General features: G+C 71.4%; 14 protein-coding genes. 10 read left to right on the forward strand and 4 right to left on the reverse strand.

Annotation, left to right across the window (positions count from 1 at the left end; translation table 11 throughout):
• Nucleotides 1–171: 171 nt before the first annotated feature.
• On the reverse strand, nucleotides 172–954 hold the full coding sequence (locus tag JT362_RS19720) for an SDR family NAD(P)-dependent oxidoreductase (protein WP_260192860.1): 783 nt from the start codon (nucleotides 952–954) through the stop codon (nucleotides 172–174).
• A 110-nt stretch (nucleotides 955–1,064) separates the two neighbouring features.
• On the opposite strand from JT362_RS19720, the gene JT362_RS19725 reads away from it, so the two are divergent.
• On the forward strand, nucleotides 1,065–1,700 hold the full coding sequence (locus JT362_RS19725; protein WP_260192861.1) for a TetR/AcrR family transcriptional regulator: 636 nt from the start codon (nucleotides 1,065–1,067) through the stop codon (nucleotides 1,698–1,700).
• A gap of 23 nt (nucleotides 1,701–1,723) precedes the next feature.
• Here JT362_RS19725 and JT362_RS19730 read toward each other — a convergent pair whose 3' ends face one another.
• Nucleotides 1,724–3,217 (reverse strand): FAD-dependent monooxygenase, encoded by a 1,494-nt coding sequence (locus JT362_RS19730; protein WP_260192862.1) that lies wholly within the window; start codon nucleotides 3,215–3,217, stop codon nucleotides 1,724–1,726.
• 86 nt (nucleotides 3,218–3,303) lie between these two features.
• Between JT362_RS19730 and JT362_RS19735 the strand changes: the two genes are divergently transcribed.
• Nucleotides 3,304–3,909 (forward strand): TetR/AcrR family transcriptional regulator, encoded by a 606-nt coding sequence (locus JT362_RS19735; RefSeq protein ID WP_260192863.1) that lies wholly within the window; start codon nucleotides 3,304–3,306, stop codon nucleotides 3,907–3,909.
• Between the two features lie 4 nt (nucleotides 3,910–3,913).
• Here JT362_RS19735 and JT362_RS19740 read toward each other — a convergent pair whose 3' ends face one another.
• Nucleotides 3,914–5,350: an aromatic amino acid ammonia-lyase gene (locus JT362_RS19740; RefSeq protein WP_260193233.1), complete on the reverse strand. Its 1,437-nt coding sequence runs from the start codon at nucleotides 5,348–5,350 to the stop codon at nucleotides 3,914–3,916.
• A gap of 147 nt (nucleotides 5,351–5,497) precedes the next feature.
• Here JT362_RS19740 and JT362_RS19745 point away from each other — a divergent pair, with 147 nt between their 5' ends.
• From JT362_RS19745 to dacB, 5 genes are all read left to right on the forward strand, one after another.
• The gene (locus JT362_RS19745) at nucleotides 5,498–6,475 is read left to right on the forward strand and encodes a trypsin-like serine peptidase (protein ID WP_260192864.1); all 978 of its coding nucleotides are present in this window, start codon (nucleotides 5,498–5,500) and stop codon (nucleotides 6,473–6,475) included.
• 63 nt (nucleotides 6,476–6,538) lie between these two features.
• On the forward strand, nucleotides 6,539–7,213 hold the full coding sequence (locus tag JT362_RS19750; RefSeq protein ID WP_260192865.1) for a DUF2461 domain-containing protein: 675 nt from the start codon (nucleotides 6,539–6,541) through the stop codon (nucleotides 7,211–7,213).
• 75 nt (nucleotides 7,214–7,288) lie between these two features.
• The gene (gene pyk, locus JT362_RS19755) at nucleotides 7,289–8,713 is read left to right on the forward strand and encodes a pyruvate kinase (protein WP_260192866.1); all 1,425 of its coding nucleotides are present in this window, start codon (nucleotides 7,289–7,291) and stop codon (nucleotides 8,711–8,713) included.
• A gap of 34 nt (nucleotides 8,714–8,747) precedes the next feature.
• Nucleotides 8,748–9,674 (forward strand): acyl-CoA thioesterase II, encoded by a 927-nt coding sequence (tesB, locus tag JT362_RS19760; protein WP_260192867.1) that lies wholly within the window; start codon nucleotides 8,748–8,750, stop codon nucleotides 9,672–9,674.
• Between the two features lie 85 nt (nucleotides 9,675–9,759).
• Nucleotides 9,760–11,283 carry a D-alanyl-D-alanine carboxypeptidase/D-alanyl-D-alanine endopeptidase gene (gene dacB, locus JT362_RS19765; protein WP_260192869.1) on the forward strand — a complete coding sequence of 508 codons (1,524 nt, stop codon included), beginning with the start codon at nucleotides 9,760–9,762 and terminating at the stop codon, nucleotides 11,281–11,283.
• Between the two features lie 260 nt (nucleotides 11,284–11,543).
• On the opposite strand, the gene JT362_RS19770 is transcribed toward dacB, so the two are convergent.
• Nucleotides 11,544–11,909, reverse strand: coding sequence for a hypothetical protein (locus JT362_RS19770; protein ID WP_260192870.1), 366 nt, complete (start codon nucleotides 11,907–11,909; stop codon nucleotides 11,544–11,546).
• 339 nt (nucleotides 11,910–12,248) lie between these two features.
• Between JT362_RS19770 and JT362_RS19775 the strand changes: the two genes are divergently transcribed.
• The 3 genes from JT362_RS19775 to JT362_RS19785 all read left to right on the forward strand — a co-directional run bounded on the left by JT362_RS19775 (nucleotide 12,249) and on the right by JT362_RS19785 (nucleotide 13,777).
• Nucleotides 12,249–13,097: a helix-turn-helix domain-containing protein gene (locus JT362_RS19775; protein WP_260192871.1), complete on the forward strand. Its 849-nt coding sequence runs from the start codon at nucleotides 12,249–12,251 to the stop codon at nucleotides 13,095–13,097.
• A gap of 24 nt (nucleotides 13,098–13,121) precedes the next feature.
• Nucleotides 13,122–13,328 carry a DUF397 domain-containing protein gene (locus JT362_RS19780; RefSeq protein WP_260192872.1) on the forward strand — a complete coding sequence of 69 codons (207 nt, stop codon included), beginning with the start codon at nucleotides 13,122–13,124 and terminating at the stop codon, nucleotides 13,326–13,328.
• Between the two features lie 251 nt (nucleotides 13,329–13,579).
• Complete coding sequence (locus tag JT362_RS19785) at nucleotides 13,580–13,777, forward strand: hypothetical protein (protein WP_260192874.1); 198 nt, start codon at nucleotides 13,580–13,582, stop codon at nucleotides 13,775–13,777.

Below are 13,777 nucleotides of genomic sequence, written 5' to 3' on the forward strand. Positions count from 1 at the left end.
GTCCTGCCCGGGTGGTTCGGCAACGGCGCCGGCCACCCGGGTCGCCTTCCAGCGTCGCCGGGTCACCATCGACGTCGTGCGTCAGGTACCCGGGAGGTCGTGCACCCCGACGCGAACGGACGTCGGAGCGGTGTCGCGCGGCGGTCGCACAGATCCGCACTCTGTCGACCGTCACGCCGCCGTCGTGTCGGGCTGCAGCGCGGGGCCGAGTAGGAGCCCGCCGTCCGCGACGAACTCCGAGCCCGTGACGAATGCGGCGTCGGCCGAGGTGAGATAGAGGAGCAGAGCGGTGATGTCGGCCGGGGTGCCCATCCGGGGGACGGCGTACGGCTCGGGCGAGTAGAAGTCCGCGATGGGCGGCTGGCCCGCCATGGGCTCGGTGATCAACGGCGTGGAGATGACGCCGGGGTGGATGGAGTTGACCCGGATGCCGTCCCGGCCCAGCTCCAGCGCGGCGGTCCTGGTGAGCCCGCGCAGCGCCCATTTGCTCGCGGCGTATGGCGCGTAGAGCGACGTGCCGACGTGGGCCATCGTGGAGGCGATGTTGACGATCACTCCGCCGCCGTTGTGGCGCAGTGACGGGGTCACGGCCTTGATGCCGAGGAACGTGCCGGTGAGGTTGACCTCGAGAACGCGGTCCCAGACCCGCCGTTCGATCGCCTCGATCGGCACCGCGGGGTTCTGGATGCCGGCGTTGTTGACCAGCACCGCGATCGGCCCGAAACGGCGTTCGGTCTCGGTGACCGCCGCGGCCCAGGCGTCCTCATCGGTGACGTCCAGGCGGACGAACAAAGCCCGCTCGCCGAGCTCGGCGGCGAGTTCCTTGCCCGGCCCTTCGGAGAGCGCGGCGGCGACGACATTCGCCCCCTCCTGGTGGTAGGCCCGGACGTGGCTGGCGCCCTGCCCGCCGGTGCCGCCGGTGACGAGAACGGTCTGCTTGTCGAAGCGGCCCATGGCGCGGTCCTCCTTGCGAACAGTGGTGAGTCGAGCGACTCATCTCGCCATCAAGCTACGTCCGCGACGGGTGGTGAGTCAAGTGACTCGTCTCGCGTATCATGACGTCCATGACGACGGAGCCATCGACCTACCACCGGCGCGTTGCCGAGCAGAAGCGGGCAGCCATCATCGAGGCCGCCACCCGACTGTTCCTCGACGCCGGGTACGCCGGCACGTCACTGGCCAAGGTCGCCGAGATGGCCGGGGTGTCGAAGGCGACCCTGTTCAAGCAGTTCCCGACCAAGGCTGCGCTGTTCGACGCGATCGTGACCGAGTCCTGGAAGGTCGAGGACGAAGGCGACCTCCGCCCACCGACGGGCGACCTGCGGGCGGGCCTGACGGCGATCGGCCGCCGGTACGTCGCCCTCCTCACCCGGCCCGGCATGGCCGCGCTCTTCCGCATCGTCATCGCCGAACTGCCGCGCTTCCCCGAGTTGGGCGAGGCCCACTTCGAGCGCGGCAAGATGCCCTACTTCGACTCGGTGCGCCGCTATCTCGAGACCGAGAACGCCATGGGAACGGCCAAGCTGGACGACACGGAGCTGGCGGCGACCCAGTTCCTCGGGATGATCTCCAACTACGTCTTCTGGCCCCGGATGCTGCTGATGAACTGGTCTCCCGACGACGCATCGATGTCGAACGTCGTGGACGAGGCCGTACTGATGATGGAAGCCAGATACGGCGTCGCCAACACCACCGACTGAGGACAGGAACTGCCCGTTGCGCGCTACGGCTCGTGCCGTAACGCATCGGCGAGCCAGTGGGTGAGTCGGGCGGGGTGGTCTCCGCGCCAGGCGAGGTGGGCGTCCGGGCGGATCAACCACGCGTCGTCTTGCTGCGAGGTGAGGGGCACGACGTCCTCGCCGAGGTGGGCGCGGGCCGCGGCGAGGTGGTCGGCGAAGCCGTCGGCCGGGGCGAGCAGTGCCCAGCGCGAGCCCAGTTCGGCGTGCAGGCGGGTTCGGGTGCCGTCCGCGCGCACGCAGGTCAGGTCCGGGACGCGATCACCGGGGCGTGATCCACGGGCCAGGCGCGACCGCGCGCTCCTCGCCAGCGGGCCACGGCGGTAGCTGACCCACAACTGCGACGCGAGGTGGCTGGCCCGCCGCTGCACGGACGGCAGGGCGGCGGCCGGGATCAACACCCGCCTGCGCAGGAACCGCGTCAGCGGGCCGTCGCCCACCTGCAACCGGGTCGCGGTCGTGGTGTGGCGGAGCACCTCGGTCGCCAGGGGCCTGCGTTCCGCCTCGTAGGTGTCGAGCAGCGACATCGCCGCGCGGCCGCGGATCACCATGGCCAGCTTCCACGCCAGGTTCTCCGCGTCACCCATTCCGGTGACCATGCCCTGCCCGCCCAGCGGACTGTGGATGTGCGCGGCGTCGCCGGCGAGGAAGACCCGGCCCCGGCGGTAGGTGTCGGCCAGCCGGCGGTGCACGCGGAACACCGACGTCCAGACCGCGTCCTCGATCGGGAGGTCGCGCCCGGTCCGCTCGGGCACCAGCCGGCGAAGGCGATCCAGGACGGCACCCTCGCCGCTCGGACCGCCCGGGTCGTAGGCCATCAGCCGCCAGAGGTCGCCCTCGCGGCCGCCGTCGCGCATCGGTAGGGCGAACAGCGGGCCGTCCGGGTGCGGCCAGCCGTGCCCGCCCGCGCGGTCGATCGGCCAGGCGGCGTGCACGTCGGCCAGCAGGAACTGCTCGGTGAGGCGAACGCCGGGGAACTCGATCCCGGTCAGCTTGCGCACGGTGCTGTGCGCGCCGTCGCAGCCGGCCAGCCAGCGGCAGGTCACGGTGCCGGAACCGAGTACGGCGGTGACCCCGTCCTCGTCCTGCCGCAGGTCGGTCAGCACGGTGCCCCACTCGACCTCGACACCCGACTCGCGCAGCCGACGCCGCAGGCGCTCCTCGATCTCGGCCTGCGAGACGTACAGCGCCGGCCGGGCCGTGCCGAGGCCGTGGTCGCCGAACCGGACCGTGATCGCCGGCCGGCCGTCGAGGTACTGGGTGACGGTGAGCGCGGTGAGCGCCCGGTCCGGCAGGTCGCCGAGCGCGCCGAGCCGGTCGAGCACCTCGACGCCCCGCGCGTGCAGGATGTTCGCCCGGGAGGTCGTCGCCGGTCCGGCAGCGCCGTCCACCACTCGCACCGCGACTCCGTGCAGGCGCAGCGCGCAGGCCAGCGTGAGCCCGCTCGGCCCGGCGCCGACCACCACGACCTCGGTGTCCATCTCCAGCCCTCCTCAAGCAGATCGGAACGGTTCCGTTCCATTCAACCATGGAACGCTACCGTTCCGTTCCGTAGTACGCTGCGGCCATGGGCGAAGCGAACCGGCCCCGGCAGGCGCAGCTGCGGGAACACGTCACCGACGCGATCACCTCGGCCGTCGTGGACGAGCTCGTCGAGTCCGGCTTCGCCCGCATGTCCATGGACGCGGTGGCCCGGCGCGCCCGGGTGGGCAAGGCCGCCATCTACCGTCGCTGGTCGTCCAAGCAGGACATGGTCGAGCACGTCGTGGCCGAACTGGGGTGGACCAGCGTCCCGGTCCCCGACAACGGCACCCTCGCCGACGACGTCACCGCCTACGTCACCCACGCCACCGCGTTCCGCGAGGACCTGCGCGTCACCCGCGTCATCGCCGACCTTGGCGCCGAGGCCATGCGCAACCCCGGGCTCGCCCGGTCCTTCTACGACGCCCTGCGCGAACCCCGGCGCGCGGCGGGCACCGCGATGCTGCGGAAGGCGATCGAGCGCGGCGAACTGCCCGCCGACCTCGACACCGACCTCGCCCTCGACTGCCTGGTCGGCCTCACCTACGCCCGTCCGCAGACCCTCACCGCCTCGGGCGGGCTCGCCGACCCCTATCCCAGCCAACGGCTCGTCGAGGTCATCCTCACCGCGCTCGCCGCCTGCCGCCGGTGACCGGTCAGAAGTCGGCGATCGTGTCCAGGAGCGCCGCCGCCGCGTCCAGGTCGGCCGACAGCGGCCGGTCCGCCAGGTCCGGGTCCAGCTCGGCCTCGGCCACCTCGAACGCCGCCCGGACCGGCAGGTCCATCAGGTCGGCCGGACGCATCCGCAGCGCGCGCACCGCCGCCACCAGCTCACACGCCAGCACCTTCCGGTAGGCCGCCGCCGCTTCGGTCGCCTGGCGCGCCGCCTGGGTGGCGAAGCTCGCGTGGTCCTCCACCCCGCGGGACACCACCGCCGTGCCAAGGGTCACCGGGAGCGCGGCCTGACGCAGCGATGCCAGCGCGTCGTGCGCCACGTACTCGAGGATCATCACCCCCGAGCTCCCGGGCGGGCCGGACGCCAGGAACGCCGGCAGATCGGTGAACGACGGCTCCACCAGGTCGCCGAGCCGGGCCGCGGACAGCTCGGCGACGTGGTGGACCGTCGCCCTCGCCTGGTCGAGCGCCACCGCCACGTACGCGGTGTGGAAGTGCGCGTGGTGGAACACGTCACGGGCCGACAGCGACACCATCGGGTTCTCGGTCGCGGCGTTGATCTCCACCGTGAGGATCTCCCGCAGGTAGTCGAGCGCGTCCAGCGCCGGGCCCTGGACCTGCGGGAACGCGCGCAGACCGTACGGGTCCTGGATCCGCCTGCCCGGCTTGGGCAGCCCGGCCATGCCCAGCAGCCGGCGCAGCTCGGCCGCGCACCGGACCTGGCCGGGATGCGGCCGCGCCGCGTGCACGGGCGTCGCGTACGCCTCCGGCGAGCCACCGAGCACCACGTACGACAACGCCGCCACAACATGGCTCGCCCGCAGCAACCTGTCCAGGTCGAGGGCGGCCAGCACCGCCTCGGCCAGCGTGGCCGCGTTGCTGCTCATGAACGCCAGCGCGTCGCTGGTGTCCAGCGGCACGGGCGGCAGGCTCCCGCTCAGCCACGGGCGCTCCCCGGACAGCGTCAGCGCGGTCTCCGCCAGCACGGTCAGGTCGCCGGTGCCGATCGCGCCGGTCCGGTGCACGCGGGGGAGCGCCCCCGACGACAGCGTCGCCGCCAGCGCGGGCAGCAGGCGCGGGTGCGCGCCGGAACCACCGGCCGCCAGCTGGTTCAGCCGGATCAGCAGCATCGCGCGCACAGTGGGAGCCGGCAGCGGGCCGCCGGTGCCGCCGGCGTGGCTGCGCAGCAGCCGGTGTCCGTGCTCCGGGCCGGCGTCCTCCTCGACGGTCAGGTCGCGGTTCGCGCCGACGCCGGTCGTGCGGCCGTAGATCTCCCGCTCGGCCGACAGCTCGGCGACCAGCCGCCACGCCGCCTCCGCCCGCTCCGCCGCGGCCGGTGCCACCTCCACCGCCACGTCGTGGCCGGCGACCAGCGCCACGTCCGCGCACCGCAGCGTCCGGCCGTCCACCACCAGCACGTCCCGCACGGCCATTCGTCCTCCCGTCACCCGTCGCGCATGTGTCACTCGTTCGAGTAACCCCGGCGTTGCTCTGTCGTTGGTCATCATGACCACCTATCCCCTGCACGGATGACCACGAACGGGTGATCCGAAAGGTAGGTATCCATGAAGAGTTACTGGCGGTCCGCCGTCACCCTCGCCGCGAGCGGTCTCGCGGTGGCGGCCCTCGCCGCACCGGCGAGCGCCGCACCCGCACCGGCGTCCTCCGTGGCAGTGCACCACGTCTCGGCCTCCGCCGAGTCGATCGCCGCCAAGTGGACGCCCGAGGCCATGCGCGCCGCGATCCCGCTCGACCGGCTGCTGCCGTCGGTGGACCCGTCGGCGTTGACCCAGGACGTCCGGCGCGCCGCGCCGCAGGTCGTCGAACCGACCACGTCCTTGCTCAACGACGTGCTGCCGATGGCGTTCCCCGAGGGCGGCGGTGAGTGGACCGGCGGCGGCGCGGTCGAGTCCACCGCCGGCCGCGTGTTCTTCACCTACGGCGGCCGGCAGGCCTCGTGCAGCGGCAACGCGGTGACCAGCGGGAACAAGAGCGTCGTGATGACCGCGGGGCACTGCGTCAAGATGGACGGCGCCTGGCACACCGACTGGGTGTTCGTGCCCGCCTACGACAACGGGAACGCCCCGCACGGCACCTGGACCGCGCGCGCCACGCTCGCCACCCCGCAGTGGGAGGCCAGTGAGGACATCAACTACGACGTCGGCGCGGCCGTGGTGAACCCGCTGGACGGGCAGAGCCTCACCGACGTCGTCGGTGGCCAGGGTGTTGCCTTCAACCAGCCGAAGATCCAGGACATGTACGCGTTCGGCTGGCCGGCGGCCGACCCGTACGACGGCACCCGGATGATCTACTGCAGCGGTCGCACGTTCAACGCGCTGATCAGCGACGGCATCGGCATGACCTGCGACATGACCGGCGGCTCCAGCGGCGGGCCGTGGTTCCAGGAGTTCGACGAGGCCACCGGGGCCGGCATCCAGACCTCGGTGAACAGCTACAAGATCAACTTCGTTCCGACCTGGATGTTCGGCCCGTACTTCGGCGCCGACGCCCAGGGCGTCTACAACGCCGCGCAGGCGGCCTGACCCGCGTGACCCGGACGGGTGGCACCCGCAGGGTGTCACCCGTCCGGCATATCCTGACCCGCGATGGACACCCGGTTCGAGGGCTTCGGCGAGCACGCCGTCGACTTCTACGACGGCCTGGCCGCCGACAACTCACGGCCGTACTGGCTGGACAACAAGCACGTCTACCAGGCCGACGTGCGCGCGCCGATGGAAGCCCTGCTCGCCGAGTTGGCCGGTGAGTTCGCCACCGAGGACACCAGGGTCGCCGTGTTCCGCCCGTACCGCGACCTGCGGTTCGCCCGGGACAAGCGGCCGTACAAGGAACACTGTGGCGGCGTGATCGAGCCGGGCCGCGGCGCCGGGGCCTACTACGTCGAGGTCGGCACCGAGGGCCTGCGGGTCGGCGGCGGCTGCTTCCACCTCGAGTCCGACCAGCTCGCCCGCTACCGCGCCGCGGTCGCCGAGGACCTGCACGGGCCCGAGCTGGCCCGGATCGTCGCCCGGCTGGCGAAGGCGGGCTGGGAGATCAGGGGCGACCGGCTGCGTACCCGACCGCGCGGCGTCGACCCCGACCACCCCCGGATCGACCTGCTGCGGCACCGGTCGGTGTACGCGATGCGGGTCTGGCCGCCGGACGACGTACTGCACGAGCGTGCCCTGATCGACCGGGTGCGCCGGGCCTTCCGCGCGGTGCGCCCGTTCAACGAGTGGGCCTGGAGCCATGTCGGAACCACCGAAAAGCGAACAGGGCGATAACGTTCTGGATCGATCCGGTGGTTACTGACGGGTATCTCGGGATCGTTCCAGCGATCAGCGCTAGGCTGCGTACCCGTGAGTCGACGAGCAAAGATTGTATGCACTCTGGGACCGGCGACCGCGACCCCGGAAAAGGTGCGCGAACTGGTCGCGGCCGGCATGGACGTCGCCAGGATGAACTTCAGCCACGGCAGCCAGAGCGACCACAAGCAGGTCTACGACCTGGTCCGGGCCGCCTCCGACGAGTCGGGCCGCGCGGTGGGCATCCTGGCCGACCTGCAGGGCCCCAAGATCCGTCTCGGCACGTTCGCCGGCGGGAAGGTCGACTGGCAGGTCGGTGACGTCGTCCGGATCACCGTCGAGGACGTCGAGGGCACCCACGGGCGCGTCTCCACCACCTACAAGGGCCTCGCCAGGGACGCGAAGGCTGGCGACCGCCTCCTGGTCGACGACGGCAACGTCGGGCTGACCGTCACCGCGGTCGAGGGGCCGGACGTGGTCTGCGAGGTCACCGAGGGCGGCAAGGTCAGCAACAACAAGGGCATCTCGCTGCCCGGCATGGACGTGTCGGTGCCGGCGATGTCGGAGAAGGACATCGAGGACCTGGAGTTCGCGCTCCAACTCGGCGTGGACTTCGTGGCGCTGTCCTTCGTGCGTTCCCCGGCCGACATCGACCTGGTGCACCAGGTGATGGACCGGGTCGGCAAGGGCAGGCTGCCGGTGATCGCGAAGCTGGAGAAGCCGGAGGCGGTCAGCAACCTCGAGGCGATCGTGCTGGCCTTCGACGGCGTGATGGTCGCCCGCGGCGACCTGGGTGTCGAGCTGCCCCTCGAGCAGGTCCCGCTGGTGCAGAAGCGGACCATCCAGATCGCGCGGGAGAACGCGAAGCCGGTGATCGTGGCGACCCAGATGCTGGAGTCCATGATCAACAACTCCCGCCCGACCCGCGCCGAGACCTCCGACGTGGCGAACGCGGTGCTCGACGGCGCCGACGCGGTGATGCTGTCCGGCGAGACCAGCGTCGGCCGGTACCCGATCGAGACGGTCCAGACGATGAGCCGGATCGTGGAGGCCGTGGAGAGCGAGTCCACGGTGGTACCGCCGCTGACCCACGTGCCGCGCACCAAGCGGGGCGTGCTGTCCTACGCGGCGCGCGACATCGGCGAGCGGCTCAACGCCAAGGCCCTGGTCGCGTTCACCCAGTCGGGGGACACCGTCCGGCGGCTGGCCCGGCTGCACACGCACCTGCCGCTGCTGGCGTTCACCCCGGAGCCCGCCGTCCGCAGTCAGCTGGCGCTGACCTGGGGCGTGGAGACGTTCATGGTGCCGTCGGTCGACTCGACCGACCTGATGGTGCGCCAGGTGGACACGTCCATGCTCTCGATCGGGCGATACCAGCCGGGCGATCTGGTGGTCGTGGTCGCCGGGTCCCCGCCCGGCACGGTCGGCTCGACTAACCTCATCCGCGTGCACCGGCTGGGCGAGGAGGACCACGCCTGAGCCGAACCCGGCTCGAGGAGCGGCGGACCATCCCATGACTGAAGCGGCGCGGCAGGCTGCCGCGGACCTGGCCGAGCTGCGTGCCGGGTCGGGTGAGGCGGCGCACGGCCAGCCGGTGGTGGATCGGTTGGTCGCGCTGCTCGACCTCGAGCGGATCGAGGAGAACATCTTCCGCGGGGTCAGTCCGCCGCAGTCGCCGGTGCGGGTGTTCGGTGGGCAGGTCGCCGGCCAGGCGCTGGTGGCCGCCGGTCGCACCGCGCCGGCCGAGCGCAAGGTCCACTCGCTGCACGCGTACTTCATCCGGCCGGGTGATCCGAGCGTCCCGATCGTGTACGAAGTCGATCGGATCCGGGACGGACGATCGTTCACCACCCGCCGGGTGACCGCGGTACAGCGCGGCAACGCGATCTTCGCGCTGTCCGCGTCCTTCCACCACGTCGAGCCCGGCATCGAGCACGCCGACCGGATGCCGGACGTGCCCGACCCGGAGACGCTGCCGACCAGGGCGGAGATCATCGCCGAGCACGCGGACAAGCTCGGCGTGTTCGCGACGATGCCGCGCCCGATCGACATCCGCTACGTCACCGACCCGCCGTGGGTCTCCCGGGAGCGCGGCGGCACCGAGGCCCGCAGCCAGGTGTGGATGCGCGCCGACGGCATCCTGCCGGCCGACGACCTGCTGCACGTCTGCGTCCTGACCTACGCCTCGGACATGACCCTGCTCGACTCGGTCCTGGTCCGGCACGGCGCGTACTGGGGTTTCGACAACGTCGTCGGCGCGAGCCTGGACCACGCGCTGTGGTTCCACCGGCCGTTCCGCGCCGACGAGTGGTTCCTGTACGACTGCGCGTCGCCCAGCGCGTCCGGGGCGCGGGGGCTCGCGACCGGCCGCTTCTTCACCCGGGACGGCACGCTGATCGCGACCGTGGTCCAGGAGGGCCTGCTCCGGATCCTCGACTAGTTGGCGACTGGTTGCCGATTGTCAGGAAGGCAGCGGGGTAGGAGGATCCTTCACCTGACGATCCCTGCTCACCCCGGGAGCCCCTGTGCGCAGACCCGTACGCCTGACCGCCCTGCTGGCCGGCCTGATCCTGCTCGTGGGCGCCGCCCCCGTGCAGGCCCAGAACGACACCACCCTGGGCGCCGACCTGGACGCCATCCTGGCCGACCCCGGTCTCGCCGGCGCCGACGTCGGCCTGGTCGTGACCACCCTCGACGGCGAGGTCGTCTACCAGCGCGCGAGCGAACGCCGCCAGCAGCCCGCGTCGAACGCCAAGCTCGCCACCTCGGCCGCCGCCCTGGAGATCCTCGGCCCGGACCACACGTTCACCACCACCGTCGCCACGCCCGCGCGCCGCACCGGCCCGGTCCTGCACGGCGACCTGTACCTCAGGGGCACCGGCGACCCGACCATGCTGGCCGGCGACTACGACGCCCTGGCCGAGCGGGTGGCCGACAGCGGTGTGCGCCTCGTCACCGGCCGGCTGGCGGCCGACGACACCTGGTTCGACGACGTCCGGCTCGGCGTGTCCTGGGCCTGGGACGACGAGCCGTACTACTACAACGCGCAGGTGTCTGCGCTGACCGCGTCGCCGGACACCGACTACGACGCGGGCTCGATCATCGTCCGGGTCGCTCCCGGTGCGGCGGGCGGCCCGGCGGTGGTGACCACCGAGCCGCCGACGGACTACGTGCGGATCGTCAACGAGGCGACCACGGGTGCCGCCGGCTCCGACGACACCGTCTCCGTCGACCGCGAGCACGGCGGGAACACGTTCACGATCACCGGCTCGATCCCGGCGGACGGCTCCGCGACCACCGAGTGGATGGCGGTCTGGGAGCCGACGGACTACGCCGCGTCCCTGTTCCGCGCCGCGCTGGAGCGGCACGGCGTCCGGGTTCTCGGCCGAACCGTGCGGGCCGCGACCCCGGCGGACGCGCGGGTGCTGGCGTCCCGGGAGTCGATGCCGCTGCGCGAGCTGCAGGTGCCGTTCCTGAAGCTGTCCAACAACCTGCACGCGGAGATCCTGGTGAAGGCGATCGGCCGGAAGGTCGCCGGCGAGGGCAGCTGGGACGCCGGCCGGCCGGCGGTGGCCGACGCACTGGCCGGGCTCGGTGTGACGGGCAAGCTGTCCCTGGTGGACGGCTCCGGGCTGTCCCGGATGGACCAGATCTCGCCGGATCAGCTGGCGCAGCTGCTGGCCGGCGCGGTCGACCGGCCGTGGTTCGCGGACTGGTACGAGGCGCTGCCGATCGCGGGGGAGTCCGAGCGCATGGTGGGTGGCACCTTGCGCAGCCGGATGGACGGCACGGCGGCGGACGGCGCGGTACACGCGAAGACCGGCTCGCTCACCGGCGTGTCCGGACTGTCGGGCTACGTGGACACGGCGGCCGGCGACCGGTGGATCTTCTCGATGGTCACCAACAACACGATCGGCGTGAACACGAAGGCGATCGAGGACAAGGTGGCGATCCGCCTGGCCGAGGAGGGCGGCGAGACCTCCCGACCCGGCCCGAAGGTCTCGTCCCACGAGGTCACCGTGGAGTGCAGCTGGGAGAAGGCCTGCTGACCCACCCTGAACCGCCGCGACCGTACGACTCGCCCGCCGGGAACGTACGACTCGCGCCCCTCGCGAGTCGTACGTTCCCGTTCGGTGAGTCGTACGTTCCCGTTCGGCGGTGCGGGTGCGGGGCGGGTCCGGGACCGGTCGGGGGACGGTCCCGGACCCACCGTTGCGGATGCTCCGTGGGAGAGATGGGGGGAGCGGGGCACCCGCGACGAGCGTGGGCTGGGCGAACCCGCGCTCGTGGTCTGGTCGTGCTGGTCCGGTCAGCCGGGGGCGCGCATCAGGCCGCGGGGGTCGGCGAGCACCACGGGGCGGCGGATGGGGGCCGTCCGTTCGACGGGGGCTGGCTGTTCGTCGTCGGGGGCGACCAGGCACAGGTGCGCGCTCAGGTAGGCCCGGCACGGCGCGGGGGTGCGGCCGAAGCGGCTCGCGCGGCAGTTGGGGCAGCGGCCGTACTCGTCCGGCGCGTGCTCGTCCAGTACCGCCCGCAGCGCCTCGACCAGGCGGGGCAGCTCGTGGCGGGCCATCCGGGCCACGGTCCGGTCGTCGCCGTGGCTCGCGCCGCGTGCGACGTCAACCAGATACTCGGCCAGCGAGGTCTCCAGCTGACCAAAGATCGGACTACGCACCGTCACTCCCGTTGGACGTTCGATAACGAGCGGTTAACCTTGGCTCGTCGCCGTTGCGTGTTCCCCGGGTCACGGGGCGAATTACAACGATGCGGCGGCGATCTTCGGCGGGACGCCTCCGGTCGCATTAGCAGCTTGCGCCAAGAGACCCGCATTTTGCAACTTGCAATACACGATCGGGTGACAGGGTGGGGCGTGGATGGAATTCGCCGGGGCATCGCGGGCACGCTGTTCTCGGTTTCCCCACTTTCTTGCTCGGTTGCTCGTACCCGGGGTGAGAGCATCGTCCCGGCACGGCAACCCGCACGCGCCCATGACAACCAGGTGAGGTGATCCGAGTTGGCGCGAGGTCCCAGCCCGACGGTCCGCCGCCGACGGCTCGCCAGCGAGCTGCGGCGGCTCCGCGAGGCCGCGGAGCTGACCATCGACGAGGTCGGCGAGAAGCTGGAATGCTCGGCGTCCAAGATCAGTCGTATCGAGACCGGGCACGTCGGGGTCACCCCGCGCGACGTCCGGGACATGCTCGAGGTGTACGGCATCGAGGACGACGAGCGCGAGGCGCTGGTCCAACTGGCCCGCGAGGCCCGCAAGAAGGGCTGGTGGCACGCCTACAACGAGGTGTTCACCGGCTCGTTCGTCGGTCTCGAGTCCGATGCGGCCTCGCTGCACACCGCCCAGGCGCTGCTCGTCCCGGGTCTCATGCAGACCGAGGGCTACACCAGGGCGGTGCATCGCGCGATCAGTCCGGACGCGACGGAGGCCGATGTGGAGCGCCGGGTCAGGGCGCGACTGACCAGGCAGAAGCTGCTCGCCGACGCCAACCCGCCGGAGTACTGGGCAGTGCTCGACGAGGCCGTGCTGTACCGCACGGTCGGTGGCTCGGAGATCATGCGCGAGCAGCTGGAGCGCCTGGTCGAGCTGGCCGCGTTGCCGCACGTCACTCTGCAGGTCGTGCCGTTCGCCGCCGGTGCGCACGCCGGGATGGAGGGCCCGTTCCTCATCCTCGGCTTCCCCGAGCAGGCCGACCCGGACGTCGTGTACGTCGAGTACACGACAAGTGGTGTCTACTTGGAACAGCCATCCGACGTACATCGGTATACGTTGATGTTCGACCATTTGCGTGCGGCGGCATTGAAACCGGATGACACCATCGCAATGGTCGAGCGGGCCGCCGACCGGTTGGCCTAGCGTCTATTTTGAGAGGAGCAGAGTGTGACCCTTTCTGACCTGACAGGTTCCGTATGGCGGAAGAGCAGCCGTAGCGGAGCGGGCAACGACTGTGTCGAGCTTGTCGTGGCCAGAAACGGCGCAGCGGTGCGCGACTCCAAGAGCCCGGAGACCGGTCACATCGCGTTCGCCGGGGCCGGGTGGAACGCCTTCGTGGGTGTCCTGAAGGAGGGACGCTACGACAGCGCCTGATTTGTCCGACACATCCGATTAGGTAGCGGGTGCTCTCCAGACCCTGGAGCACCGGCTCATATGAGGTCCGGCGCGTGCCTTACCGGGTTTCCGCACCCCGTCGGCCCGCCCTTACCGCTTCCCTTACCGCCTCACCCGTACGGGTAAGGCACGACGATCCTGAGGGCATTGCGCAACCGTCCGATGCTCGGTCGGCGGTCTCAGGACGACTCTCGACCTCGTCAACGAAGGACGAGCGACGAGGAGTCGAGATGAACACCACGCCCGAGATGGTCCGCGCCGAGATGGACTACCGCCTGGAGCGCGCCGTCAGCGGCGTCGCCCTGGAGCACCTGCGTGCCGCACGTGCGCTGCACCGGCCGTGGTGGCGGCGGCGCACCGACTGGGTCGCCGACAACTCCCTCCCGACACCGTCCGACCAGGGAAACGCGGTACGGCGGGCTGCCTGA

Source organism: Actinophytocola gossypii, assembly GCF_025165815.1.
In the GTDB taxonomy this organism is placed as follows: Bacteria; Actinomycetota; Actinomycetes; order Mycobacteriales; family Pseudonocardiaceae; genus Actinophytocola; species Actinophytocola gossypii.